Here is a 25,261-nt window from a genome sequence, read left to right as displayed (position 1 = left end):
GTCGGTGGATTGCCGCTGGAGTTCGGTGGCAGCGGTCCATCGTACTCGACATCATTCGTGTGATCGCAAAAGCAGACGGTTCCCCAGGCCATGTGTCTGGTGACCCCGTCGCGCACATCGCCTTCGTCGAACTACCTAGTTCGACGGAGCAGAACGAGTCGACCAGCTACATCACCGTGCCATCAATCAGCCAGGTAACGCTGCGCGAGAATCTCGGCTAGTCGGCTCGTATGCACAATCACCTCGTCCTTCGACACATCGAGCAGCCCAGAATGCCACGCGGTGATGACTTCGACGAAACCGCCTACGGCAACCAAGGTATCCATTCGGAGCGCTGCCTCGTCTACGTCATCAAGCAAATGGGGTCGGCTTGCCTCCACGACGAGTTGCGTTGCGTCTTGCAATGCGAGTGCGCGGCGATCCTGAAGTGGAGAACTGCCGACGTGGTGGGCGAGAAGGATGCGGGCTTGGCCTGGATCGGAAGCGATCCGGTCAACCACGATGGAGATCGCCGCGGCAATCGTCTCCATCGCCGGCCGATCGATCCGCTCGTTGAACAGAGTCGAGAGCTCGCCTAGCACCTCACTCCGGACACCGTCCCACGCTGCCACGAGCAAATCGTCGCGCGTCTTGAACTCTTCGTAGAAGTATCGATCATTGAGCCCGGTGGCTGCGCACACGCCGCGCATGGTTACCGCAGCCCAGCCGTTCTCGGTCCATATTTCAGTCGCCGCCTCGATGAACCTCTGGCGCCGCTCTGCCCGCCGTTCCGCGCCTGTGCGCCCACCCCACCGCTTGTTTTGAGACCGCACACCACCATCTTGACAAACGGGACAAGCGACGGACAAACTGGTGTCATCTGCCACCAATGGTGGCAGCCGCCACCAGAAGTGAGTTGCGTCGCAATCGCTCTGCGGCCGCCAAATCAAATAGGGAAAGGTCACATGAAATTGTCGGTTCTTGGCCGAACGCCAGGTCGGAGTTACGGAGCCGACGCTGTCGTGACGGGGGCGGGCAGTGGCATCGGGCGCGCCTTTGCTGTGGAGCTCGCGCGTCGCGGTGGCCGGGTGATATGTGCGGACAGAAATCTGAGCACAGCGCGGGAGTCGGCCGAACTGGTGCGCCAGGCGGGCGGCGAAGGCCTCGACATCGAATGCGATGTGACCGAACTCGACCAGGTACGGCTGTTGGCAAAGACGGGTGAGAGTTGGTTCGGAAAGCCCGCCAGCTTGGTGATCAATAACGCCGGAATCGGCGCGGGTGGCAACGTTATCGGTGCAACATCGATAAACGACTGGACTGCCGCGATCTCAGTGAACCTTTGGGGTGTTATCTACGGTTGCGAGACTTTTGTCCCTCGGATGCGCGAGAATCGCCGATGCGGTGTAATCAACGTTGCGTCCGCGGCAAGTTTTGGCGCCGCGCCGCGTATGGGCGCCTACAACGTGAGCAAAGCGGGCGTTCTGGCTCTATCAGAGACATTAGCAGCCGAACTTTCTGGTACCGATGTCAATGTCACCGTGCTTTGTCCGACATTTGTGAAAACCAACATCGTAGATAATCCTCAAATCCAAGAGTCTGCTGCCAGACTCGCGGGCACGCTGATGAAGTGGACCGGCGTATCGCCGGAGTCTGTCGCACGGAAAACACTCGACGCACATGACCGGGGGCAAATCTACGTCGTGCCTCAGATCGATGCAAAAGTGCTGTGGCAGATTAAAAGAACACTACCGAGCACTTTCACACGTGCATTGGGATTGATGGATCAAGTGGCTTCCTGGAAACAGATCGTCTAGAGAAAGCGCGTAAGGAAATGTCTTTCGCATATAGCGATATGCTCGAAACTATAAAAAGTAAGCAATGGGCGCTGGCGGATATCGATTGGGATGCTCCGGGTGCTGAGCTCATCACGGATGAGCAGCGTCCCAAGCTCAAGCAGTTCATGGCTGACGTAGTATGGATTGAACATGTCGGAGCGCGGGCATTCGCGGCGATGGCACCAAAAGCTCCGTTCGAAGCTCTGGGTGACATTTACCGGTACTTTCACGCTGAAGAGCAGCGCCACGCCAACGTTGAGCTAGCACTCATGCGGCGGTGGGGGATGCTGGAAAGGGACGAAAAGCCCGTTCCGAACAAAAATATCCGGCTGGTGATAGAATGGCTAGATCGATATGCTGAAGCTCTACCATTAACGGTGATTGGTGCCGCGATTCCCGCTCTGGAAACCGCCCTCGACGGAGCTTTGCTCAAATTTCTATTGGACGAGGTCGCGGACCCGCTTTGTGCCGAGGTTTTCAATAAAGTGAACAGCGACGAGTCGAGGCATCTAGCCGTAGGTTTTCAGGTCCTCAATGATCTGGGTGCCAGCCCGATGCGAGTCCACGCAATCCAAACAGCTGGCGCGCTGATTGATCCAAGAATCCTGGCTGGCGGGTTACTCTATGTACCTCTCCTAACGCGAATGCTGATGAATCTCAATGCCATGGGCTTGTCGGAAGAAAAACTATACAACGCCGTAACACGTTACGCGAATGTCGGTGATCGCAGTGAACACACTCGGAGGGTTCCCGGATATCACATTCTGAAGGCTCACATGTCGTCTTCGATTAAACGATCCCAACCCCTGCATTTCATATCACAGCGCCTGGGCGACGCAATCGATGTTTTCCCCGTTCGAGTTCTAGGTCGACCACCTTCATGGACTGACGAGCTGACTTATGAGCCGGTAGCGAAATGACAGGAGTAAAGACCACTCTAATAATTGGCGCCGGATTCGCTGGTATCGGCACGGCTGTTCGGCTGATTCAGGAGGGCATGGACGAATTCGTTATACTGGAGCGTTCCGATAGCATCGGAGGAACCTGGCGGGATAACAGCTACCCCGGAGCGGCTTGCGACATTCCTTCATTGCTCTATTCTTACTCCTTTGAACAGAACCCTTCCTGGTCGCAAGCGTACTCGGGTAGCGCCGAGATACTGCAATATATTGAAAGAATCGTTGCAAAGTATGATCTTACTCGATTCATCAATTTTAGTTCTGAAGTGAGTTCGATTGAATTCGATGAAGAAAGCGCTACCTGGTTTGCTGACACAAGGGATGGCCGGCGATACGCGGGTCGGTCGATCGTCATTGCGAGTGGGCCACTTGCGAATGTGAGTCTCCCGGACATCAGGGGTATTGATTCATACGAAGGCAAAAAGATGCACAGCGCTCGCTGGGATCACGCCTATGACTTGTCAGGCAAACGTGTTGCCGTGGTCGGAACAGGTGCGAGTGCAGTCCAGATTGTGCCAGAATTGGTGAAATGCGCTAAATCAGTCAAGGTCTTTCAGCGAACGCCCGGTTGGGTTCTACCAAGGGCGAATTTCACGCACCCGGGCTGGTTGCGATCCATGTTCCGTCGTTCGTCTTCATTCGAACAAGCTGGGCGACAAATATGGTTTTGGGCGCACGAGGTCATGGCTGTCGGCATGGTGTGGGATACGGCTGCAACGACAGTCATCGAAATAGCGGCGAAATCTAATCTGCGTCGGCAGGTGAAGGACGGCTGGCTTCGACGCCAGTTGACCCCTAGCTTCAGGCCGGGGTGCAAACGGATGCTGATGACCAGCGAGTACTACCCAGCCCTGCAAGCTAGTAATTGCAAGCTCATTAGTTGGCCAATTGCTACTCTGGCTCCTAACGGTATTCGGACAGCCGATGGTGTCGAGCATGAGGTCGACTGTATAGTTTTTGCAACCGGATTCGATGTCTGTAAGCAGGGCACACCCTTCCCGGTGCGAGGTCTAAACGGGCGAAAGCTAGACGATGAATGGTCTCGGGGAACGTATGCCTATAAAAGTGTGAACGTCGCCGGCTATCCGAACCTATTCTTCACTTTTGGACCGAATTCCGGTCCGGGCCATAATTCAGCTCTTATCTATATGGAAGCGGCCATCGACTACATCGTCCAGGCGATCAAAGTGCTCCAAGCTCAAGGTGTGCGCACGCTGGATGTTCGAAATGACCGGCAAAGTGCCTACCACGCGGACATCCAACGTCGCCTTAAGCGGACGACTTGGAATTCAGGATGCACAAGTTGGTACCTAACCGAGGACGGATACAACGGTACGATGTATCCGGGTTTTGCCACCCAATTCAGAAGAGAACTCTCTCAATTCGACATGCATGACTATATCGTCACTGGTAATGATGGATAGAAGCCGATCATTCGGCGCTTCTCAAAAAGCGTCGGATGACAATGCCCATAGATCAGTCTTAGGAAGCGATGAATTTATATGCAGGTCTTTGATAGTGAGATAATAATCGTGGGAGCGGGCTTCTCGGGTATCGGCACCGCGATCAGCCTGCAAAAGTCGGGATTTTCCGACTTCTTAATCGTAGATGATGCTGGCGGTGTAGGTGGCACTTGGCATTGGAACACTTATCCCGGTATCGCGGTGGATATTCCGTCGTATAGCTATCAATTTTCCTACGAAAAACGGGCTGATTGGTCGCGCACATATGCACACGGAAATGAGCTTAAGGACTATGCGGTCGAGTGTGTAGAGAAGTATGGGCTTGCCGAAAGAATTCGCTTCAATACGACCATTATTGAAGCTTGTTATGATGAGTCTGTAAATCTATGGCAATTGCGGACTGCGGCTGGAGAGAAGCTAGCCGCACGTTTCGTCATCAACTGTTCAGGTGTTTTGAGTCGCCCGAAATGGCCGCAGATACCGGGCATCGCAAGCTTTGCTGGTGTCACCCTGCACACCGCTCGATGGGATCATTCTAAGGACGTCGCGGGCAAGAGAGTGGCAGTCATCGGTACGGGAGCTTCAGCGGTACAGCTGATTCCTGAAGTCGCCAAAACTGCGGCAAGTTTGACGGTGTTTCAACGTACGCCCATCTATTGTTTGCCCAAGCCGGATTTTCGGGTACCTAGGTGGGCTCGCGCTGCATTACGCCATTTTCCGGGCGTGCAGTTTGCGACGCGCATAGGTAGTCAAGCATTTGTCGAGCTGACGTTTCCGATCGCGGCTCACTTTCACACGATTCTTCCCATGTCGACTGCGATGGAGGACCTCGCGAAGCGCTATATGCGCAATCAAGTAGATGACGCACGCACGAGGGAAAGTCTTATTCCAAAATATGCTCTCGGATGTAAGAGGCCTAGCTTCCACAATTCATATCTAGCGACTTACAATAGACGCAATGTTTCGCTCGAAACGGATGGAATCTCATGCATAGATGGCCAATCAATTCACACGATCAACGGTGAAACCTATCCGATTGATGTTCTAGTACTCGCGACGGGTTTCAAGGTGATGGAGCCGGGCAACATGCCGACATATATGCTTAAAGGCCTCGGTGGACTCGAACAGGCGGCTTGGTGGGACGAGCACCGCCTCCAGGCTTTTGAGGGCGTGAGCGTCCCGGGATTTCCGAATCATTTCAACATCTTTGGTCCATATGGTTACAACGGTTCTTCTTATTTCGCCCTAATCGAAGCGCAGAGTCGGCACATTGTCCGATGCCTTCGGCATGCTCGCGCGTCGGGATCGAATTATATAGAGGTCACTGATGAGGCCAATGATCGGTATTTTGCTGATGTGCTCCGGCGACGCCACCGACAAGTTTTCTGGCAACCCACCTGTTCGGCGGCAAATAGTTACTATTTCGACCAACATGGAGATGTGCCGCTCCGCCCGTCGACGACACTCGAGACATCTCTGCGAAGCCGAACCTTTCCATTGTCTAGTTACCGATTTGACAGGCGAGGGTCGGTGGCCTCGTCGTGACGGATATGAAGGCGCCGGACTGGCGGCCCAGTATTGCGAGCTACTTGCTCGCTCTCTCGTCGCAGATTACGATTCGCCCGCTGGCCAGAGTTCTCCCTCCGAATGCCTATGGAATTGCTGTCTTGGATCGAGTGCTGCGTATCGCACTTGCCACCTCGTGGCCACGCCGTGGGGTGACAGTCGAACAGGTGGATGCCCAGTTTGCTGGAAGTCGGATTTGCGGGGAATGGGTCACATCGTCCGCTGTTGATCCTCACGCACCGCCTGTGCTCTATATTCACGGCGGCGCCTATTCGATGTGTTCTCCAGGTACGCATCGCGGACTTCTCGGTGAGCTGGCCTCAGCTAGCGGTCGGCCGATCTTCGCCGTCAAGTACCGACTAGCGCCGCGCTACCCGTACCCGGCCGCAGCTGACGACGCATTGAATGCGTACCGCTGGCTTGCGCATCGGTCGAGTTCATCTGGAGGGCGAGATTCTGTGGCTTTGGCTGGAGATTCCGCAGGAGGGCAGCTCTCGATGGCGACTGCGCTAAGCGCGCGAGACGAGATGCTGCCAGTCCCGGATTCGTTGCTCCTGATGTCCCCGGTGCTGGACCTCAGCTGCAAACTAGCGCGAGCACGCGAAGTCCGGCGCTCAGACCCTTTCGCGTCTGCACGGTCGGCGGCACGGGCGCTCCAGTTGTACGTAGCTGGGGCAGATCCCAGCGATCCTCGAGTTAGCGTGCTTACTGCCGACCTTTGCGGCATGCCACCGACCTTGATTCAAGTCGGTGGTCGAGAAATGCTGATCGATGATTCGCGGACGCTCGGAAAGTATCTTCGAGCCGACGGCTCATCGGTCGAAATCCAGGTGTATCGAGGACAAATTCACGTTTTCCAGGCTATGTTCAGAGTTTTGCCCGAGGCGCGCGAAGCAATTGAATGTGCAGGTAGATTCCTCAAAGAAGCTGCATCGAAATGAAAAGCGCCGAACTAGTGATTTGATGTCAATTTCAGTGACCTTTTGGTCTCTGTCGAAATATGGTGAAAATTTTCTTTCTAAACGGCATGGATACGATCCGGTGCAGATTGTGGTGGGTGTCGGCGTTGCCGGTGTAGCTATACCTCGTCCTTCGGAAAGTGTCGGTTGCGAAATTTTGCCACCGTGGATAATGCTGGGCGTATCTGTAGTGTTTGTCGGAATAACGTCTAATCTCGTGGCGGTCAGCGATATGGCATCAGTGCATTGTTCGTCGTCGTATCTGTCGAAATCTCCGATGGGCGAGGGACTACCGCGACTAATCAGGGATGAAGGCATATAGCAACGCGTCTTTGATGTGCGGTGGGCTTGATCGCCGTCGTCGTTTGGAGACTGAGATTGCGGCGCTGTCGATTGCCGGCAGGCTGGTCGGTGGTATTTCGCCACCAGATCAGGAGGCAGGCTTAGCTGCGAAATTGCGCATCAGTGCTACTACGCGATGCCAGATACATCGGTAGGTAGCCATCCCATTGTTGCGGCAAACTGACGCCCGACGATGAGTCTGGCTATGCAAAGGTTTGAGGGAACTATTGCCGTGGTCAGCTTGGGCACTCTGTGCCCAGTCGGCGCCGCGCACCGAGCGGTGAAATTCCGGCGCGCGCAGGCCGGGATCGACGTTCGTGTAACGGATCCTGACTCGGAAACCAGGCGAGCGTTGGCACTCTTGCTGGAGCGTGAGCTCGTTGGTCTGAAGTCCAGCCTGGCGGTGTCAGTCGAACGGCATGTGACGAGGCCGAGATTCAGCCGCTGCTGATGACAAAATATCACATCTGTCTAGATATTGACATTTACATCCAATATGTAAAAACTGGTGGCGAGTGCGGTCAAGGTACGCCGTGACTGGGAGGAGCTGTTGTGAACCCGCTTGTTGAGCCTGTGATTGAAGCCAGAAAGAGTCTGTCGTCCGTCCTGCTTGCGCCCGCGCCGCGTGTCGTTGACGAGAGTTGGCGTCGATGGTGCCGAGGCTGGCCGGTCTGTGAACTCGCTGTTGTGCCGTCCGGAAGTGGCTTGAAACCGGTGCTCGGCGATTCAGGCCTGCCTCTTGTCGGTCATACGCTCGACTACATCCGATTCGGGTCGGATTTCAGCCGAGAGCGCTACGACCGTCTGGGTTCTGTGTCGTGGATGGGCGCGTTCGGCACCAAGTTGGTGGTCATCGCCGGTCCGGAGGCCACCCGGCAGGCTTTCACGAGCGAAGCGAAGGCATTTTCTCAGGATGGCTGGTCCTTTTTGATCGACGCCTTCTTTCATCGCGGATTGATGCTCATGAGCTTTGATGAGCACTTGATGCACCGACGCATCATGCAGGAGGCGTTTACGCGTCCGCGCCTGACCGGATATGTCGAGCAAGTAACCCCATGCGTTCGCTCAGCAGTGCCCGCGTGGCCGACGGGCTCGTCGACTCGAATCTATCCACTGCTGAAGGAACTCACCCTCGATGTAGCCACCGACGTTTTCATGGGTGGCCGCGGCAAGGAGGAGAGTGATGCTGTCAACAAGGCGTTCGTCGCTGCGGTGCGTGCAGCGAGCTCCCTTGTGCGTGTTCCGCTTCCGGGAACTAGATTCCGCGCTGGTGTGCGAGGCCGGCGCGTCTTGGAGGACTACTTTTTCCGGCATCTGTCGGCCGCGCGAGCCGGTGAAACGGACGATCTGTTCGCTGCTCTTTGTCAAGCCACCACCGAAGACGGGGAGCGGTTCTCCGACGAGGATGTGGTGAGTCACATGATCTTCTTGATGATGGCGGCTCACGACACATCGACGATCACCACTACTGCGGTCGCCTATTTCCTCGCCAAGAATCCGGTGTGGCAGGAGGCGGCGGCGGCGGAAGCCGAGGCCGTCGGTGACGGGTTGCCAGACATCGAGGCCCTAGAGAAGATGGCGGTTATCGACCTTGTGATCAAGGAAGCGCTCAGATTGGTTGCACCTGTTCCGCTGGTGATGCGCAAGACGGTTCGAGATGTCGCCATCGACGGATATCACATCCCAGTGGGCACCGTTTGTGCCATAACAGCTGCGGTGAATCACTTCGATCGAACGATCTGGAGTGATCCTGAGCGGTTCGATCCTTCACGTTTTGACGAGCCTCGGCGCGAGGATCAACACCACCGATTCGCCTGGGTACCTTTCGGGGGAGGAGCGCATAAGTGTATCGGCATGCAATTCGGAACTCTTGAGGTCAAAGCGATCCTGCACCGGATGCTGCGGTCGTTCATCTGGACGGTTCCGGAGAACTATCAGGTCCGGTGGGACAACACCTCGCTTCCTATTCCGGTGGACGGACTTCCGTTGGAGATGAGACGCCGATGACTGACGATTACAGGCGTTATCTCGAAACCACGGAATTTCTAGATTGGCAACATGATGCGGTACGTGGCTTCGTGTCGTCGGCGATCCGGGGCGCCGCTGACGACATTACGAAAGCGATAGGCATCTTTACCGCGGTCCGTGACTCCATTTGGTATGACCCCTACACAGTCACCGATAACCCGGACGCGTATCGCGCCAGTACCGTCGCGACATCCGGACGCGCCTACTGCGTCCCGAAGGCCGTGCTGTTGACGGCAGCGTGCCGAGCGGCTGGAATTCCGGCGCGGCTGGGGTTCGCCGACGTTCGAAACCACCTCCAAACCAAGACATTGCGCGAGCGGATGGGTGGTACAGACGTCTTTGTCTATCACGGTTACAGTCTCATGTTTCTCAACGGTGCCTGGGTGAAGGCCACTCCGGCGTTCAATCGTGAGTTGTGCGCGCGTTTCGGTGTCTCGCCGATAGATTTCGATGGTCGTAGTGACGCACTGCTACATGGGTTTACGGGTGACGGCACCCAGCACATGGAGTATCTGTGCGATCGGGGAGCCTACGACGATCTACCCCTAGCAGACATCCTGCAAGCACTGAAATCGCATTATGGCAGTTTCATCGACCAGCCGAACAGCAGTCCCGACCTCTTCGCCTGAAAGGGCACTACACGATGCAAAGCACTATGCAAGATGTTCCCCTCACGGTCTCGGCAATCGTTCAGCATGCGGCAGCCATACACGGTGATAGCGAGGTCATAACTCAAACCGGAGCTGGCTATCGCAGGACTTCCTATCGCGGAATGCTGCCGCGAGTAGCTCAACTCGCCAACGCTCTGCGCAGCCTTGGCGTCACTGCAGATCAACGCGTGGCCACCTTCCAATGGAGCAACCAGGAACATTTGGAGGCCTACTGTGCGGTTCCCTCCATGGGTGCGGTCCTGCATACCTTGAACATTCGTTTGGCCCCAGAGCAACTCGCGTACATCGCCAATCATGCGAACGACCAGATTGTGATAGTAGACGCGTCGGTCGCGCCGTTGCTGGCTGCCGCGCTCCCTGCAATGACGTCGGTGCACACCGTCATCGTTACAGGACAGGGCGACCTTGCCCCGTTGCAGGGAAGCGGAAAAACAGTTCTGTGTTACGAGGAAGTGCTTGCCGGCCAGGAAGAGTCATTTGAGTGGCCGGTTCTCGACGAGTTGTCTGCCGCGGCCATGTGTTACACCAGCGGCACCACGGGAGATCCCAAAGGCGTCGTCTACAGTCATCGTTCCACCTACTTGCACTCCCTGACCGCGTGCACCGCTAATGCGTTGTCGATCAGCGAGGCCGACCGTCTGTTGGCCATCGTCCCAATGTTTCACGCCAATGCGTGGGGGCTTGTCTATGCAGCGTTGATGTCCGGTGCGGATCTGGTGCTGCCTGACCGGTATCTCCAAGCCGAACCATTGGTATCGCTCATCGAAAACACCGGGCCGACCGTCGCTGGTGCGGTGCCGACGATCTGGAATGATGTCGACCGATATCTGGATTCGCATCCTGGGCGGGATATATCTTCGCTACGTTTGGTCGCTTGCGGAGGATCGGCTGTTCCGATTTCCCTGATTCGTGGGTTTGAAGAAAAGTACAACGTGCCCATCGTGCAGGCATGGGGCATGACCGAAACGTCTCCGCTGGCTACCGTTGCACGTCCGAATCGCGACGCTGACGAGACGAGACGATGGGAGATGCGGGCCAGTCAAGGTCGGCCGATCTGCGGTGTCGAAATCCGTCTGCGGGACGACGACGGTAAAAACGTGCCGTGGGACGGACAATCAGTTGGGGAGATTCAGGCGCGTGGGCCGTGGATAACCGGCTCATATTTCGGTGACTTCGACTCGGACAAATTTGACGAAGGATGGTTGCGTACCGGTGACGTCGGCCGCATCGATCCGGACGGATGTCTCACCCTGACGGACCGTTCAAAGGACGTGATCAAATCTGGCGGCGAATGGATCTCGTCGGTAGAACTGGAAAACGCGCTTATCGGTCATCCCTCAATCTACGAAGCAGCGGTCATCGGAGTTCCTGACGACAAATGGCAGGAGAGGCCCTTGGCTCTTGTGGTAGTTCACCCGGGCTCTGAGGTGAACATTGACCAACTCCAGGTCTTTATCTCGCAGAAGGTTGCAAAGTGGTGGATTCCGGAGCGATGGTGTTTCGTTGCTGACATACCACGTACAAGTGTTGGAAAGTATGACAAAAAAGCGATCCGTGCGAAACATGCGTCTGGACATTACAAAGTTCAGTACGTTTGATTCCTCTGAATAGTTGCAAACTCGAGTTGTTGAAAGGAAATTGTGTCCATCTCAATGTCCCCATGGATGAATGCCGAATTGGTAGAGCTTCGTGACCTCGCAGCGAAGTTCTTCTCGGCCGAATTGGCGCCGCATGCGCAGCGCTTTGCCGACCAGCACCACGTCGACCGAGAACTGTGGAACCGGGCGGGTGAGCTGGGCTTGCTCTGCATGTCTATACCTGAGGAATACGGCGGGGGCGGTGGCACGTTCGCGCACGAAGCGGTCGTGCTCGAAGAGCAGGCCCGCATCGGTGACAGTTCATGGGGCGCTGGGCTGCACAGCGGAATCGTCGCGCACTACATCCTGCAGTACGCGACTGAAGAGCTGCGACGAGAATGGTTGCCCAAGATGGCATCCGGCGAACTCGTTGGAGCCATAGCCATGACTGAACCAGGTACCGGCTCGGATTTGCAGGGTGTCAAAACCAAAGCTGTACTGGACGGAGACGAGTACGTCATCTCGGGCTCGAAGACCTTTATCACCAACGGCCAGCAAGCCGATCTGATAATTGTCGTTGCCAAAACCGACTCCAGTAAGGGCGCGGCCGGAATATCTCTCTTCGTAGTCGAAGCTGACCGGGCGGGGTTCCGGCGTGGCAAGGTTCTCGACAAGATCGGCCAACGCGGTCAGGACACCTCTGAGTTGTTCTTCGACGAAGTGAGGGTTCCGCGCTCGCATCTACTGGGCCAGACCGAGGGTCAGGGCTTCATTCAGCTCATGAACCAGTTGCCCCAAGAACGACTTATCGTGGCGGTGGGTGCAGTCGCGGCGATGGAGCTTGCCCTGGAGCAGACGCTTAAGTACACGCGTGAGCGCGAGGCGTTTGGTCGGCCGGTCTTTGGCTTTCAGAACACCAAGTTCGTCCTGGCTGAAGCTGCGACCGAAACGCGCATCGCAAGAGTGTTCCTCGACTACTGCATCGACCTGCACCTTGCGGGTCAACTCGACGTGCAGACCGTCGCTATGGCGAAGTGGTGGACCACGGAACGGGCTATGAAGGTCCTTGATGACTGTATGCAGCTGCACGGCGGCTATGGCTACATGACTGAGTACCCCATCTCGAGATTGTGGGTGGATCAGCGCGTGCAAAAAATCTATGCCGGCACGAACGAGGTTATGAAGGAAATCATCTCTCGATCGCTGTGATCGACCGATAATTGACTTTTCTAAACAAATCTAGGAGCTCGAATGGCAACGGTGATTCTGCCCTATCGACATGAAGTTGCGGGCCATTGTGGTTCGGGTGCGCTACGTGACTTGACTGAGTGGGCGGGTATTCGTTTCGCCGGACACGTACCGGATGAAGGATTGGTTTTTGTGCTTGGCGGCGCATTGGACTTCTCCTACATCCGATCAGCGAAACTTCAACCGCCGGTCTATCTCGTTGGGCGTAGCGCCGATCTTGAAGACGAATACTTGAACCGATTGGGTGCGCAGTTGGAGACTCGCGCGACCGACGACGCTGACCTTGGATGGAAATGGGTGACCGAGCAGCTCGACGCGGGCACGCCAGTCATGGTGTGGACGGACATCGCCGAATTGCCTTATCTGCGCGCGCGGCTGAACATGAGTCGGCATGACGTCGTGGTCGTCGGGTATGATGATGCCCGGGAAGTCGCTTATGTCGTAGATAATGATCGCGATACTGTCCAGGCGGTTCCGTATGCAAATCTACGGCGCGCCCGTGCTTCGACTGGATTTCCAGTCCCGACCCGCAATACGACTTACATCGTCGAGTGGCCGGAGTCTGCACCCGACCTCAGGGTAGCTGCGTGCTCGGCGTTTCTTCGCAGCGCTGAAGCCATGGAAGGCGCCTACATTGGCGCGCCCATTGCGTCGCTTTCCAGTTCCGAAATGCAGGTGAACGGACTGGCTGGAATTTCTTCTTTCGTTGAGGATTTGAACCGGTGGTCGGACCTTTTCGATGATGATTGCCTCGAAGCGGCATTGTTTGCGCTAAGCGCCCTTATTCAAAAGGCTGGAACGGGAGGCGGCCTGTTCCGGAGCCTCCAGGCGCAGGGTTGCCAAAAGGTGGCGGAACTACTCGATTTCGAACCTGCACAAGAAGCTGCCGACGCCGCTGCGGCCGCATCCCGACTTTGGACGGGCTTGGCGGCGATCGCTTATGACCCGGAGACCGACCCCCGCCGTAGGGCCGCAGATGCTGCTTCTTTGGCGGCGCAGCTGCCGAGTGCCGAATGGGAGTTGGCGACCGCGCTGAGGGCTGCGGGAAATTCGCTTCGTCGAAGACGAATCACGAGCGGATAAGGCTGCGGCAAATATGGTCGCGTGAGGATTCGCGGAACAACCATTTAGTCAATATGTCAATAGATGGAGGAAAGCAATGTCCGTTTTCGCTGATGAGGATGAGGTCTACCGCTACTTGGGTGGAATTTTCCGGCGAGGTTTAGAAAACGCAGAGCTTGCGACAAAGCTTGCTCGGTCCGGGGTGGTATTGCGCATTCACTACACCGATCCTGATGCGATAGTAACCGTGGATATGCCAAACAAATTGATCGAGACTGGAGCCACCAGCGCCGCTACGCCGAACGTCGAACTATTCATGACTGCCGACACTGGCAATAGGTTTTGGCTGGGCAAGGTGAATCTGACGGTGGCCATGGCTAAAGGGAATGTCAGGGCTAAAGGCCCTGTAGCCAAGTTGGTGAGACTAATACCGCAGGCCAAGAATCTCTTTCCGGAGTACCGTGCAATGCTGGAGGCGGAGAGACGTCGAGATCTTTTAAGTGCTTGATATGGCAAGTCAATCGGCGCTGTCGTAGCTTCAACCGTATTCCTCGGTGAGATTCGCCGTGATCGCCGTCGCATAGTAACCCCGCTTTAGGGTAGTGCTCAACGTTAAATTCTGTATTTACTAAGCATTTTTACCACCGAAAGGACATATTCAACGTGAAGACACGTGCTGCGGTTTTGTGGGGTCTGGGTCAGAAATGGGAGGTCGAAGAGATTGAGCTCGACCCTCCGGGTGCTGGCGAGGTACTTGTGCGCCTTGCGGCCACGGGACTGTGCCATTCTGATGAGCATCTCGTAACCGGTGATCTGCCAATCCCGCTGCCGGTTGTCGGTGGCCACGAAGGTGCCGGCACAGTTATTGAGTGTGGCGTGGGCGTTGATGAGTTCGCCGAAGGCGATTCCGTCATCTTGACCTTCCTGCCCTCGTGCGGTCGGTGTTCCTACTGTGCCCGCGGTATGGGGAATCTCTGCGAACTCGGAGCAGCGCTGATGATGGGGCCGCAACTTGATGGCACCTACCGGTTCCATGCTCGAGGCGAAGATGTCGGACAAATGTGCTTGCTGGGGACGTTTTCCGAGTACACCGTGGTGCCGAAATCGTCACTGGTAAAAATAGACAGTGGAATTCCCCTTGACAAGGCAGCATTGATCGGTTGCGGCGTTACGACCGGCTATGGCTCGGCTGTACGGACCGGAGAGGTGCGCGCCGGCGATACGGTTGTGGTCGTTGGTGCAGGCGGTATCGGAATGAATGCGATTCAGGGTGCGCGCATCGCTGGAGCGCTCACGATCGTGGCGGTCGATCCCGTGGAATTTAAGCGGCAGCAGGCCCGGGATTTCGGCGCGACACACACCGCAGCTTCAATGGACGAAGCGTGGTCAGTCGTTAGTGACATCACGTTCGGCAAATTGGCCGATGTATGTATTCTCACCACGGACATCGCCGAAGTATCCTACACGGGCGAGGCGCTCGCTTTGGTTGGAAAGCGCGGGCGCGTTGTGGTTACGGCCATCGGGCACCCTGACGACACGTCGATAAGTGGATCCCTGCTTGAGATCACGCTCTACGAGAAGCAAATTCGTGGTGCGCTCTATGGTTCATCAAACGCGCCCCACGATATTCCGCAGTTGGTTGAACTTTATGCCGCCGGGCAGCTGAAGCTTGATGAGCTGATTACCCGGGAATACTCATTGGATCAAATTAACGATGGGTACGATGACATGCGATCAGGAACAAATATTCGCGGACTGATCCGATTTTGACATCTGACCGTACGGGATTGGGTCACGTCGTTGCCGCTGCGGATTTTCACGCAAGGGCTTGGTCTCGGGCTCGGTGAAGATCGCCACGACTGGCCTGGTGAAGCCGCAGCGGGTAAACACTCACGCAACCCACCGTTCGCGGGAGGCATGTCTGCGCACCATTTCGGAGCGCAAGGTGAAATTCCGCGCAACCTGCACGTAAAGGCGCAGAAGCTGGGCTATCTGGAGCCGGGTTTTCGAAGTCACGTCCTGGACTGGAAGGTCCACGCCACCCCGACCGAAGTCGGTGGCTATCGCTTCGATGGCATAAAACACTTCAGCAGCGGGGCCAAGGGGTCCGACCTGCTCCTCGTGTTCGGCGTCGTTCAGGACGACTCCGACCAAAAGGGGGCGATCATCACCGCGGTTATCCCCACCGACCGGGCCGGTGTCGTCATCAACGATGACTGGCAAGCATTGGGCATGCGCCGAACCGACAGCGGCACCACCGAATTCCATGACGTCGAAGTACGCCCAGACGAGGTGCTCGGCGGTCCGAACGCCGTGCTGAGCGCCTTATTCCAGTTTCAGCGAGGCAGTCTGTTTGGACCGCTCGTCCAGCTCGTCTTCGTCAACGTCTATCTCTGCATCGCGAGAGGGGCTCTCGACGCAGCCGCTGAGTACACGCGCACACAGGCCAGGCCGTGGACGCCGGCGGGCGTGACCCAAGCCGTTGAGGATCCATACGTTATCCGCACCTACGGCGAGTTCGGCATCGCATTGCAAGGCGCCGATGCCGCCGCGCGCGAGGCCGCGCGAGTTTTTGAGACGGTGTGGAACAAGGGCGATCAACTGTCGGCGGAGGATCGAGGAGAACTGATGGTTCTGGCGGTGGGCGCCAAAGCGCTGGCATCGCAAGCCGCACTTGACATCACCAGCCGGATCTTCGAGGTCATCGGAGCCAGGGGGACGCATCCGCGTTACGGCTTCGATCGCTTCTGGCGCAACATCAGGACCCACACCCTGCACGATCCGGTGGCGTACAAGATCGCCGAGGTGGGGAATCATGTGTTGAACGGCGCCCATCCGTTACCGGGATTTACATCATAGGTGCGGCCACCGCGTCGCGATGTTTGCCGGGCAGACAAACGTGATTCCACGCGGTTGTAGCTTGGAGACAGATGACCTCAAGGGAATCGCGTGACTCCCAAGCTAATGGGTATGACCATCCGAGTTGAGCACCGCTGCTCCGAACAACTCGCACATTTCTAAGGCGATCTCGACATCGAGCCGGTCGTCGGTTAGGGGTCGGCCCCGTCGCTGGGCTGCACGCCCTACTCGGTACTTGACCGTATTGCTGTGCAGGTGCAGTTCTTCTCCCGCTGACTTAAGGCTAGCTCCCGAACGGAGAAAGACTTTGGCTGTTTCACGGAGTTTTAGGTCGGCTACAGAGTTGCAAGCGAGGGGCCCGAGGGTATCGCGGACGAACATGCTCATCGCATCAATGTCATTGACGAGCAGAGAGCCAAGCGCAACCCCCGGATCGGCCGCGCTAATGAAGCGGTGCTCCGCACCTTCGGCCGCAATAGCGACTAGACGAGCCCGTTCCGCCTGGCGATGTGATCGCCGAAATCCGTCGATACCGGCGAGCGGTGTTCCTACGGCGACGTTGGGCACGTCCTGCTCTGACTCTATGAACCTGCGGAGGTGGGCCACCGCAGTCTCGTCGTTCACCGCAATCCAGGCCCACCCCACCAAACGGTCCACGGACAGATGCAGGGCGGACACGGCCCCCACCGCACGTGATGCACGTTTCAGGAGTCTCTTGGTCGTCTCCGGTTGTGCATCGTGGTCCTCTCGCGGGCGATCCCACCACAGGACGATCGCGGTATGCAGGGCGTCCAGTGGATACTGGATCATCTCGGACGTCGTGGCGATGTTGACGTCCATGCCTGCGAGAACGTCGCGTACTACCTGTGTGCGAGCTCCGCGACGATGCTCTTCCCACACCGTGTGCTCTTCTTGATACGTGCTCAGTAGCTGTTCGGAAACGCAGTCAATGTAGCCGAACGACACTCGCGTGATGTGTTCGTAGAGATCGAGCTTCAGTTCTGGTGACAGATTCGACCGTCTGATCTCGTCGATCACGAATCGCAGTCCTTGCTGATGACCCAGTCGATAAGCCCGCAGCAGGGAATTGGCCGGTACTCCACGCTGTGCCATCCTGCGGGCATGTTCAAGCGCCGCTGCGGGTGGTTCCACAATTGCGATCGGGATGTCGTAACGGAGGGTCGAAAACCAGGTTTCGACGTTCGCCGCGACAGTCTCGATGAGAAGATCTTCGAGCTGACCGTCCCCACTTAGCTCTGCGACCTCGGCCGCCAGAAGCCTCTGGATCAGATCCGGTAGATCGCGCAATTGCTGCCCCAGGCCACCGAGTACCTCGGCGACGTGAACGGGCATCGCCCTGTCAGAAGCGGGGTGAACCACCATGGGTCCATGGTAGGCGCTACCTTTGTCTACTGGCGACAAACATTTCCTCGGCATTCATCGATAACCTACGTAGCTCTAGTTGAGCCACCGCGTTAATGTGGAAATCGCTGTTCCCGGCGGTGACCGGCGGATTTCAGTAATCGATATCGTGCGGCTCGCCTCATCGTAGGAGGACCTTTATGTCATTCATCGCAGCTTTCACTGTGTTGGCATGCGTTGCCGGCATAAGTCGGCCTGTTGTTGCCTATGTTGGCTCGCGTCCGGATGTCGGGCGAGCACTCGCTTCGATCGATGACGACTGGTTGGCAGTCGACCATGCTCGGGACAACCCACCGTTGTAGACGGAGACTGCCCACTGATCAACGGCCGGCAATCGGCTTGTAGTAGTCAGCTCTTGCGCAGCGTCAAGCGAGTGCGCCTTCGCCACCATCTGAGCCGTGCGCCGGGCTACTTGCAGTGCCAGGTGGTCTCTGACATGCGTTGAATCTGAAATCGAATTAGTGCCAGTGATGACCCGACGTGCGGTCACGGCCGAGTATGCGGCAGCTGGTGCACGGCGTTCCCGCGCCGACTCGCATCGCTATAATTTACGGCCGCACGGTTCAGCCAATGATTTCACGCAAAGCAACGCTCTGGCTCGCCCACCTGGTGCAGCTGGCACTGACCGGTCTGGCCATGCTCATCAACTATGTCGCGCGACATCGCTTTTCGCACCCGCAGCCTACCAGCGGGTGATCGATCAACTGACATAAACTCATTTGGTGAAGTAGACCCTCGTTGCTTCGCCGACGATCGCCGCTGTTGCAAGAACTTCCGGCGGGTCGGGAAAATTGAGCATCACGGTTCGGGCACGCAGTAATGGCTTTCATCATCTAAACTTGAGCGACACCAAGAACGGCATGCCCCAAATCGGCGAGTAGAACCGAAATGCGTTCGGCGGCCATACCGGTTTCGCGGTATGGCAACGTCGACTGAATCGCTCCAATTGCGCCGTGGACTACAGCGCGTAATCCTGTCTCGTCAAGTTCGGGGCGGAGCTCACTGAGGACGTGCACCTACTCCTCGAGATATAGACGCTGTTTGCGACGTAACTGACTGCGCTGCTGCGCGGCCAGATTGTGAAATTCGCGGTAGTAGACGATGGCGAGCTCGCGTTGGTCCAAAACGAGCGCTACATGGTCCGCGACGAGGGCGGTCAGTGCCTCGGCGTCGTCACGGCTCTGTTCGACGATCGAGGAAGCACGCTGCAGCAGCGTGTCGATCACTTTGCTCGAATAGCGCCGCCAGCAAGCCTGCCTTGCTTTCGAAGTGTCGGTAAATCGCTGGACCGACGACGCTGGCGGAATCGCGGATATCGGCCAGCGATGGGGAATGATATCCGCGGTCCGCGATAATCTGCGCGGCCGCCGTCAGAATCCGCGCTCGACGTTCACCGCCTCTTCTGCGACCGTCGGACTCATAGCCGACCTTCCTTTCGCGGAAAAGGGTGGTTGTCTGGACCGTGCACGACGCCTGCGGAGTCGAAGCACAGCCCGTGATGTTAGCGTTGACTCACTTACTCAAGCTGAATCTCCCGACATCAGCACCGAACGTGAATTGTGCTCCGAAAGACTGGCCTGCGAGTCTTTCTCGTCTGTCAGAAGCGCGCTACTTGCAATTCGCGGACGGGCCAGCGCGAATCATCAAGGTGCGTTTCAGATGTCGCTGGGACCGCATCACATCGCCGTAACATCTAGGCATGTAGCGCTCGACGGTCGAAGCGGTCCTTGGCCGCTACCGGATGGCTCCGGACCAGAACACCAGGTTTGGTGGTGCGCCGAACCACACCACATCGCTATGAGCACTCCGAGCCCGGGACCTGGTGCATCTCGATGATCAAAAAGCCGGCCGCCAGGTCAGCGCAACCACAGCGGCGTGGAATACGCCAACATCAATCACGCGGTCGATGACCACTCGCGGGTGACGTATAAGGAGACCGGGACCGCCCCCCGGATTGGTTGACTCCCCATCTGTGAGGAGTCGTCCTTGCTGAGCTGATCAACCCCCGTTCCGAGACGTTTGGCGGTTCAGGCTGAACCGGCGAGCAGTTCGGCGCGGTCGGTGGGAAGACATTTGGTGATGGCCCGTTTAGCAAGCATGAAATCGCGTGGTCGATTGACGCAGTCGGCGGCGATGAGTTCGCCATCACGGAAGTAAAAGCAACTGAATTCTCTATGGCGCGACGGATCGCCGCTGAGCACGACTTCGTCGTATCCGGTGTTCAGACCGGCGATCTGGAGTTTGAGATCGTACTGGTCGGACCAGAACCACGGTAGCGCAGCGATGGCGCTGCGCTTCCCGCAGATGGTCGCCGCGGCGATCTTGGCCTGCTCGCCGGCGCTCGGCACCGATTCCAGCCGAATGCGTGAACCGTATCGGGCCATCACGTGGCTGGTGCAGTCGCCGGCGGCCACGATGTCCGGATCGCTGGTGCGGGCCTGGTCATCGATCACGATGCCATTATCGACGGATAATCCTGCGGCTGAAGCGAGTTCGGTGTTGGGTACCACGCCGACACCGACGATCACCACATCGGCAGGAAGTAATGCGCCGTCCGCCAGCACTACCTCTCGCACGTTGCCGTTGCCGGTGAAGGCTTCGACGAGGGCCTGAGTCCTAATGTCCACGCCCGCGTCGCGGTGGATCCGCGTGAAGAACGCCGACACCTCCGGCGCGGTAACCCGTTCAAGTACACGATCCGTCGCCTCCAGCACGGTGACCTGCATGCCCAGCGAATACAACGAGGCCGCTGTCTCCAACCCGATGTAGCCGCCCCCCACGATTACGACCCGACGGCCGGGTACAGCAGCTGCTCGGATCGATTCGACGTCAGCCGCGGTGCGCAAGTAGTGAATCCCGCGAAGGTCCGCCCCCGGAATCGGCAGTTGCCTAGCCCTCGCGCCGACACACAACGCGAGCTTGGTATAGCTCACCGTGTCGCCGGTATCCAATAACACGCGCCCCGCAGCCCGGTCGATCGAATCCACGGTCGAGTGCACAAGCTTAATGTCCTGCTTGGGGTAAAAATCGGCACTGCGGATCAGGAGTTCGTCGAGGTTGCTCTTGCCGGCCAGGTAGGCCTTCGACAACGGCGGACGGTGATACGGCAGTTTCCCCTCATCCCCGATCAGGACGATCTCGCCGGCCCAGCCGTCACGCCGGAGATTGCCCGCCAGCTGCGCGCCGGCGTGGCTGGCCCCGACGATCACCGCCCGTTCGGTCGTCATGCACTCTCTTTGGGGGTGAGGCGGACCATCAACTTGCTGATGCCCCGAATGAAATTCGATTGCACGTACTCAGGCTCGCCGATGACCTCGATGTTCTCGAAGCGTGGGAGCAGTTCCTCCCACAGGATCCGCAGCTGAAGCTCGGCGAGCCGGTTGCCCATGCACCGGTGCACGCCGAACCCGAAGGCGATGTGATTGCGGGCGTTGCTTCGATCGATGATCAACTCGTCGGGCCGCTCGAAGACACGCTCATCCCGATTGCCTGAGGCGTACCACATCACCAGCTTGTCGCCCTTGCGGATGAACTGCCCGTTCAGCATGGTGTCCTTCTTCGCGACTCGCCGCATGTACGCCAAGGGGGTCTGCCACCGGATGATCTCGGGAACCATTCCGGGGATCAGGTCGGGGTTCGCCTTCAGTTTCTCGAACTGGTCGGGGAACTCGTTGAGGGCCAGCACCCCTCCACTCATCGAGTTACGCGTGGTGTCATTGCCCCCGATGATCAGCAGCAGCAGGTTGCCCAGAAACTCCATCGGGCGGTCGATGAGATCTTTCGTTTCGTCGTTGCTCTGCAGCATCGTGATCAGATCGAATCCGGGCTCTTCCCCGCTGGCCGTTCGAGCTGCCTTGTCGCGCCAGAGCGCACCGAGCCCCTGCGCCATATCAACCATGCCGCGGAAAATCTCGTCGTTGTCGGACGGACCACCGTTGGCCTGCTCCATGGAGCCGGCCAGATCCGACCACTCCACCAGCTTGCGGCGCCGCTCGTACGGGAAGTCCAACAGCGTCGCCAGCATGCGTGCGGTCAGCTCGACAGAGACGTTCTGTACCCACTCGAACGGCTCGTTCACCGGCAGGTCGTCCAACACCTCCCGAACGCGTGAGCGGATCAACCCCTCCATCTCACGCAGGTTCTTCGGCGCCACAACTCCCTGGACGGTGGCGCGCTGGCGGTCGTGGCGCGGCGGGTCCATCGCGATGAACATCGCGACGTCCATGAAGCGGGGCGGAGTGCCAATGATGATGAACGGTTCCGCCGAGAACACCTCGTGGTTCTTGTCCACGGCGATGATGTCCTCATGCCGGGTCACCGACCAAAACGGACCGAACGGACTCTTCGCCTGGTAATGCACCGGAGCCTCGTTGCGCACCCGCTCGAAGTAGGACTGCCAGCGACCCTGACGGTAGAGGAACGGGTTGCTGAGATCGATATCAGCCAAGTCGACGTCCTCGACCGGCGGGATGGGGGTCTCGGTGAACATCTTCTGGCCGTTCGTCCCGGTGATCAACCGGCGCATCTTGTCGTAGCCGTGAGCGCCCCTCAGTTGCATCTTCACGGGCAGCGTGGACTGTACTTTCGCGGTGACTGCTGAGGAAATACTCATCTTTTATTCCGCTCTCGTGGTTTACAGTTGGAATTCGGGCAGTTCGACGGTCAAGCCGTCCCAAACCTCAGACGCGGCCATCTGGCACGACAGTCTCGAAGTTGGTTGACGCTCGGGATGCATGCTGAGCATGTCTTCTTCGATCGCTCCCGAGCTACCCACCTTGTCTGACCACTCGTGGTCCACGATCACGTGGCACGTGCCGCAGGCGGCTTCCCCGCCGCAATCGCCGTCGATTCCGGGTACCGCGTTGTTCAGCGCGATCTGCATTAACGATTGACCCTCGACAAGGGTCGCTTCGTACGACTCACCATCGTGAGAGACAAAGGTTACGACTGCCATGATCAGCTCTCCTCCATATCGGACCTCTCCGAGTGTTGTCGGCAAAAACCGGGGTCGCTAGGATCGGACGAGTCAAAGAGTTGTGTTTTTGGCTCATGTAAGGGGACACGTGGAGTTCGGTGACGCAGGTATGCCGGCACTGGCCTTCCTGCAGATGCTCGACGGTGAGGCGCTGGGGCGCGACGCGGTCGATGCTCTCCGTGACATCATGGTTCGAGAGCACGTCAACGAGTCGATGTTGGTCGGACCCGACGCGCAGGTCCCCTTAAGATGGTTTAAAGAGATTTATCCCGATTTCAACGTTGATCACGGCACCCGTCTGGGTTTCGCATTCGCTGAACACGCCAAACTGACGTCATTCGGGGCACTCAGCGTTCCACTGGTCAGTGCGGGCTCCGTAGCCGAGGTCGTCGAGTTGCTGGCCTATCTGCCGGTGATCACAACAGCCCTGAGCCCGTCGTTCCACTCGAATCAACGCGGACTCACAATCGGGCTCACGGGCCGCACAGGTGACGTTGGCCTGAATTGTCTGGCCGTCACCTACGGCGGACTCGCATTGCTGCGCATGCTCGACATGCTAGCCGGTGTTGTACCGAGTGTTGAACTGCATCTAAGTCATTCAGCCCCGGCTGGGCGGGTGTTGGACGCGGAAACGCTGACTGGGCGCCTCTTCTTCGGCGCCCCTACCTCGTTTATTCACGTACCCGTGGATACGCTTGACGAGGTCTGTCGCTTCTCGGATCCTGTTGCGTATCGGATTGCCGTCGCCGATCTGCGGCGAGTTCTAGAGCGGCGACGTGACGCGTCGTTCACCGAGCAAATAAGGCAGCTTCTGGAGAAGGATCCCGCACAGGCGAGCAGCAGCCGTGCCGCAGGCGAGTTCTCGATGTCCACGAGCACCTTGAAACGGCGCCTCTCGGAGGAGGGGACCACCTTCCGCGAGTTGCGTCAGACCTTCATGCAGGAGCGGGCGATCGTGCGACTCCTCGACCGATCGGTCTCTATCAGCGAGGTCGCTGCAGAGCTCGGCTATAACGACCTCACAAACTTCACACACGCCTTCAAACGCTGGACCGGTCGGTCTCCGAGCTATTTCAGACGCCCTTGAATTGTTTGGCTTCCACATGCTCGCCGATCCCGACGGGAACGCGGCTCTCAGCGACTTCCCTTTCATCGCAACGGTTTCGAGGCAATGGTCCGTTTTGCGGGACAGCTGCCTCACCCAGGCAAACGACTCGGACGAGCCAGTGGACATCTGGTGCACTCCTGATGCCCAGTTCGTTGTGTCCGGCCCGTTCGTCGACCACGGCCGCATCGGCGAGTCACGGCCCCCTTTTCCGCCGCGGCAGGAAACGCCGCGTAACCAACGACGGAATGGCCGAGTCCGGAGGCGTTCCGAAGTACTAGAACCACGGTGGGCGCAAACAGGCGGGAGACTTCACCGAACTGACCAATGGCTTATGCCTGTCAATGGGATTCAGCGATGTTGACGGCTATCTGGCCCCCTTCGGCGGCGGTTCGCGCTGCGCCTTGTGAGTCGCGGCGTGAACTCGTTTCACCCGAAAATGGCCATTGAGTGCTCGTCACCCAAGTAGCGGGCGCACCTCGGAAACAACGGCGCCGCAAGGTCGAAAGTGGTGACGAGTCCCGGCCTATCCACGCCGGCCGGGACACCCGTGCCCTGTGCGTGAGCATCCGCTCCCGTTTCGATTTTCAGCGTCAAACCGCCCTAGTTTAGATCGGCGTCCCGGCAGATGTCTTCGATGACTGACGCGAGGAGGAGTGCACCTGGTCGGCTTCTGCGCCGCCGCCGCCGTACGAGTGCGTGAGGATTTCGAGCTTGTGGCCGTACAGTCGTCGAAGTAGCCGCCCTTCAGTTGTCGCAGCGATCGGTCAAATTCGGATCGTCGTGCATCGGCTCGGACCGGTAGGGTTGGTCGCGAGCCTGGACGAGAGATAAGGATCTCGTAGAACTGCTCTTTGGTCACGAGGAACCCATCGTGTTGCCCGTTGAAATCGATACTCGCGTCGACCAAGTCGAGCGTGGTGTCGCCACCTACTTTGACGACCGCGAAATGTCCCAATTTCATCTGGCTCGGAACTGAGTACGCGGCAGTAGTAGCGCTCTCGACTCGCTGTCAGTCGCGAAGCGATGTGCTGGTTCAGCATCGGCATGGGTATTGCGTTTCCCCGCACCTGGGCGCAGCTAAACGCAGCTCACATTCTGGGGAATCTCTCGCTAGCTAGCCGGCACTTCCGGCAGTTTCGGGCCCCGCACTTGTCCGCGTCGATCTGAAAGATGGCTGACCACGGACCCGGGCCGCGCACGTTTTC

22 protein-coding genes and 1 pseudogene are annotated in these 25,261 nt (G+C 57.8%); 16 read left to right on the top strand and 7 right to left on the bottom strand.

Annotation, left to right across the window (positions count from 1 at the left end; translation table 11 throughout):
- Window positions 1-182 precede the first annotated feature (182 nt).
- Window positions 183-812, bottom strand: coding sequence for a TetR/AcrR family transcriptional regulator (locus ACWW1C_RS20510; protein ID WP_110783688.1), 630 nt, complete (start codon window positions 810-812; stop codon window positions 183-185).
- A gap of 132 nt (window positions 813-944) precedes the next feature.
- On the opposite strand from ACWW1C_RS20510, the gene ACWW1C_RS20505 reads away from it, so the two are divergent.
- The 13 genes from ACWW1C_RS20505 to ACWW1C_RS20445 all read left to right on the top strand — a co-directional run bounded on the left by ACWW1C_RS20505 (window position 945) and on the right by ACWW1C_RS20445 (window position 16,551).
- Window positions 945-1,796 carry an SDR family NAD(P)-dependent oxidoreductase gene (locus ACWW1C_RS20505; RefSeq protein WP_071289556.1) on the top strand — a complete coding sequence of 284 codons (852 nt, stop codon included), beginning with the start codon at window positions 945-947 and terminating at the stop codon, window positions 1,794-1,796.
- A 17-nt stretch (window positions 1,797-1,813) separates the two neighbouring features.
- A complete protein-coding gene (locus tag ACWW1C_RS20500) occupies window positions 1,814-2,737 on the top strand; it encodes a reductase (RefSeq protein WP_071289557.1) in 924 nt (307 codons plus the stop codon).
- A complete protein-coding gene (locus tag ACWW1C_RS20495) occupies window positions 2,734-4,200 on the top strand; it encodes a flavin-containing monooxygenase (protein WP_083420676.1) in 1,467 nt (488 codons plus the stop codon). The genes ACWW1C_RS20500 and ACWW1C_RS20495 overlap by 4 nt, the downstream gene beginning before the upstream one ends.
- 78 nt (window positions 4,201-4,278) lie before the next feature.
- Window positions 4,279-5,784 (top strand): flavin-containing monooxygenase, encoded by a 1,506-nt coding sequence (locus ACWW1C_RS20490; protein WP_083420677.1) that lies wholly within the window; start codon window positions 4,279-4,281, stop codon window positions 5,782-5,784.
- 5 nt (window positions 5,785-5,789) lie between these two features.
- Complete coding sequence (locus ACWW1C_RS20485) at window positions 5,790-6,746, top strand: alpha/beta hydrolase (RefSeq protein WP_083420679.1); 957 nt, start codon at window positions 5,790-5,792, stop codon at window positions 6,744-6,746.
- Between the two features lie 912 nt (window positions 6,747-7,658).
- Window positions 7,659-9,113 carry a cytochrome P450 gene (locus ACWW1C_RS20480; RefSeq protein ID WP_061001200.1) on the top strand — a complete coding sequence of 485 codons (1,455 nt, stop codon included), beginning with the start codon at window positions 7,659-7,661 and terminating at the stop codon, window positions 9,111-9,113.
- On the top strand, window positions 9,110-9,763 hold the full coding sequence (locus tag ACWW1C_RS20475) for a transglutaminase-like domain-containing protein (RefSeq protein WP_071289743.1): 654 nt from the start codon (window positions 9,110-9,112) through the stop codon (window positions 9,761-9,763). The genes ACWW1C_RS20480 and ACWW1C_RS20475 overlap by 4 nt, the downstream gene beginning before the upstream one ends.
- Window positions 9,764-9,789: 26 nt before the next feature.
- Entirely contained in the window at window positions 9,790-11,403 is a 1,614-nt protein-coding gene (locus ACWW1C_RS20470; RefSeq protein WP_110797519.1) for a fatty acid--CoA ligase, read from the top strand.
- 66 nt (window positions 11,404-11,469) lie between these two features.
- Entirely contained in the window at window positions 11,470-12,591 is a 1,122-nt protein-coding gene (locus ACWW1C_RS20465) for an acyl-CoA dehydrogenase family protein (RefSeq protein WP_204354881.1), read from the top strand.
- A 42-nt stretch (window positions 12,592-12,633) separates the two neighbouring features.
- Window positions 12,634-13,713 (top strand): BtrH N-terminal domain-containing protein, encoded by a 1,080-nt coding sequence (locus ACWW1C_RS20460; protein WP_071289740.1) that lies wholly within the window; start codon window positions 12,634-12,636, stop codon window positions 13,711-13,713.
- A gap of 76 nt (window positions 13,714-13,789) precedes the next feature.
- The gene (locus ACWW1C_RS20455; protein WP_071289739.1) at window positions 13,790-14,200 is read left to right on the top strand and encodes a sterol carrier protein; all 411 of its coding nucleotides are present in this window, start codon (window positions 13,790-13,792) and stop codon (window positions 14,198-14,200) included.
- Between the two features lie 155 nt (window positions 14,201-14,355).
- Window positions 14,356-15,462 (top strand): NDMA-dependent alcohol dehydrogenase, encoded by a 1,107-nt coding sequence (locus ACWW1C_RS20450; RefSeq protein ID WP_071289738.1) that lies wholly within the window; start codon window positions 14,356-14,358, stop codon window positions 15,460-15,462.
- Window positions 15,463-15,492: 30 nt separating this feature from the next.
- Window positions 15,493-16,551: an acyl-CoA dehydrogenase family protein gene (locus ACWW1C_RS20445; protein WP_260939861.1), complete on the top strand. Its 1,059-nt coding sequence runs from the start codon at window positions 15,493-15,495 to the stop codon at window positions 16,549-16,551.
- A gap of 102 nt (window positions 16,552-16,653) precedes the next feature.
- Here ACWW1C_RS20445 and ACWW1C_RS20440 read toward each other — a convergent pair whose 3' ends face one another.
- On the bottom strand, window positions 16,654-17,934 hold the full coding sequence (locus ACWW1C_RS20440) for a PucR family transcriptional regulator (RefSeq protein WP_260939860.1): 1,281 nt from the start codon (window positions 17,932-17,934) through the stop codon (window positions 16,654-16,656).
- Between the two features lie 609 nt (window positions 17,935-18,543).
- Here ACWW1C_RS20440 and ACWW1C_RS20435 point away from each other — a divergent pair.
- Window positions 18,544-18,669, top strand: a complete 126-nt coding sequence (locus ACWW1C_RS20435; RefSeq protein ID WP_267316129.1) for a hypothetical protein — start codon at window positions 18,544-18,546, stop codon at window positions 18,667-18,669.
- Between the two features lie 320 nt (window positions 18,670-18,989).
- On the opposite strand, the gene ACWW1C_RS20430 is transcribed toward ACWW1C_RS20435, so the two are convergent.
- On the bottom strand, window positions 18,990-19,199 hold the full coding sequence (locus ACWW1C_RS20430) for a hypothetical protein (RefSeq protein WP_061002722.1): 210 nt from the start codon (window positions 19,197-19,199) through the stop codon (window positions 18,990-18,992).
- On the bottom strand, window positions 19,147-19,296 hold the full coding sequence (locus ACWW1C_RS20425; protein WP_260940101.1) for a TetR family transcriptional regulator: 150 nt from the start codon (window positions 19,294-19,296) through the stop codon (window positions 19,147-19,149). The genes ACWW1C_RS20430 and ACWW1C_RS20425 overlap by 53 nt, the downstream gene beginning before the upstream one ends.
- 313 nt (window positions 19,297-19,609) lie before the next feature.
- On the opposite strand from ACWW1C_RS20425, the pseudogene ACWW1C_RS20420 reads away from it, so the two are divergent.
- Window positions 19,610-19,926 (top strand): annotated as a pseudogene (locus ACWW1C_RS20420) (IS481 family transposase); the annotation flags it as partial.
- A 74-nt stretch (window positions 19,927-20,000) separates the two neighbouring features.
- On the opposite strand, the gene ACWW1C_RS20415 reads toward ACWW1C_RS20420, so the two are convergent.
- The 3 genes from ACWW1C_RS20415 to ACWW1C_RS20405 are packed head-to-tail and all read right to left on the bottom strand — an operon-like array spanning window position 20,001 to window position 22,927.
- A complete protein-coding gene (locus ACWW1C_RS20415) occupies window positions 20,001-21,200 on the bottom strand; it encodes an NAD(P)/FAD-dependent oxidoreductase (RefSeq protein ID WP_260939859.1) in 1,200 nt (399 codons plus the stop codon).
- On the bottom strand, window positions 21,197-22,585 hold the full coding sequence (locus ACWW1C_RS20410) for a cytochrome P450 (RefSeq protein WP_061004584.1): 1,389 nt from the start codon (window positions 22,583-22,585) through the stop codon (window positions 21,197-21,199). Before ACWW1C_RS20410 ends, ACWW1C_RS20415 begins: the two co-directional genes overlap by 4 nt.
- Before the next feature lie 21 nt (window positions 22,586-22,606).
- Window positions 22,607-22,927, bottom strand: a complete 321-nt coding sequence (locus ACWW1C_RS20405) for a 2Fe-2S iron-sulfur cluster-binding protein (RefSeq protein WP_061004586.1) — start codon at window positions 22,925-22,927, stop codon at window positions 22,607-22,609.
- 130 nt (window positions 22,928-23,057) lie between these two features.
- Between ACWW1C_RS20405 and ACWW1C_RS20400 the strand changes: the two genes are divergently transcribed.
- Entirely contained in the window at window positions 23,058-24,035 is a 978-nt protein-coding gene (locus ACWW1C_RS20400; RefSeq protein ID WP_276555457.1) for a helix-turn-helix domain-containing protein, read from the top strand.
- Window positions 24,036-25,261 lie beyond the last annotated feature (1,226 nt).

It is taken from the genome of Mycobacterium sp. HM-7, assembly GCF_053852335.1.
The sequence above is the reverse complement of the archived record's forward strand: the minus strand, read 5'-3'. Positions and strand labels throughout refer to the sequence as shown.

Excerpts from the sequence above, each read along its gene's own strand:
- ACWW1C_RS20475 (WP_071289743.1), top strand. The coding sequence starts at position 9,110 with ATGACTGACGATTACAGGCGTTATCTCGAAACCACGGAATTTCTAGAT.
- ACWW1C_RS20415 (WP_260939859.1), bottom strand. The coding sequence starts at position 21,200 with ATGACGACCGAACGGGCGGTGATCGTCGGGGCCAGCCACGCCGGCGCG.
- ACWW1C_RS20470 (WP_110797519.1), top strand. The coding sequence starts at position 9,790 with ATGCAAGATGTTCCCCTCACGGTCTCGGCAATCGTTCAGCATGCGGCA.
- ACWW1C_RS20500 (WP_071289557.1), top strand. The coding sequence starts at position 1,814 with ATGTCTTTCGCATATAGCGATATGCTCGAAACTATAAAAAGTAAGCAA.
- ACWW1C_RS20490 (WP_083420677.1), top strand. The coding sequence starts at position 4,279 with ATGCAGGTCTTTGATAGTGAGATAATAATCGTGGGAGCGGGCTTCTCG.
- ACWW1C_RS20410 (WP_061004584.1), bottom strand. The coding sequence starts at position 22,585 with ATGAGTATTTCCTCAGCAGTCACCGCGAAAGTACAGTCCACGCTGCCC.
- ACWW1C_RS20465 (WP_204354881.1), top strand. The coding sequence starts at position 11,470 with ATGAATGCCGAATTGGTAGAGCTTCGTGACCTCGCAGCGAAGTTCTTC.
- ACWW1C_RS20405 (WP_061004586.1), bottom strand. The coding sequence starts at position 22,927 with ATGGCAGTCGTAACCTTTGTCTCTCACGATGGTGAGTCGTACGAAGCG.
- ACWW1C_RS20495 (WP_083420676.1), top strand. The coding sequence starts at position 2,734 with ATGACAGGAGTAAAGACCACTCTAATAATTGGCGCCGGATTCGCTGGT.
- ACWW1C_RS20435 (WP_267316129.1), top strand. The coding sequence starts at position 18,544 with ATGATTTCACGCAAAGCAACGCTCTGGCTCGCCCACCTGGTGCAGCTG.
- ACWW1C_RS20455 (WP_071289739.1), top strand. The coding sequence starts at position 13,790 with ATGTCCGTTTTCGCTGATGAGGATGAGGTCTACCGCTACTTGGGTGGA.
- ACWW1C_RS20485 (WP_083420679.1), top strand. The coding sequence starts at position 5,790 with ATGAAGGCGCCGGACTGGCGGCCCAGTATTGCGAGCTACTTGCTCGCT.
- ACWW1C_RS20460 (WP_071289740.1), top strand. The coding sequence starts at position 12,634 with ATGGCAACGGTGATTCTGCCCTATCGACATGAAGTTGCGGGCCATTGT.
- ACWW1C_RS20505 (WP_071289556.1), top strand. The coding sequence starts at position 945 with ATGAAATTGTCGGTTCTTGGCCGAACGCCAGGTCGGAGTTACGGAGCC.
- ACWW1C_RS20440 (WP_260939860.1), bottom strand. The coding sequence starts at position 17,934 with ATGGTGGTTCACCCCGCTTCTGACAGGGCGATGCCCGTTCACGTCGCC.
- ACWW1C_RS20400 (WP_276555457.1), top strand. The coding sequence starts at position 23,058 with ATGCCGGCACTGGCCTTCCTGCAGATGCTCGACGGTGAGGCGCTGGGG.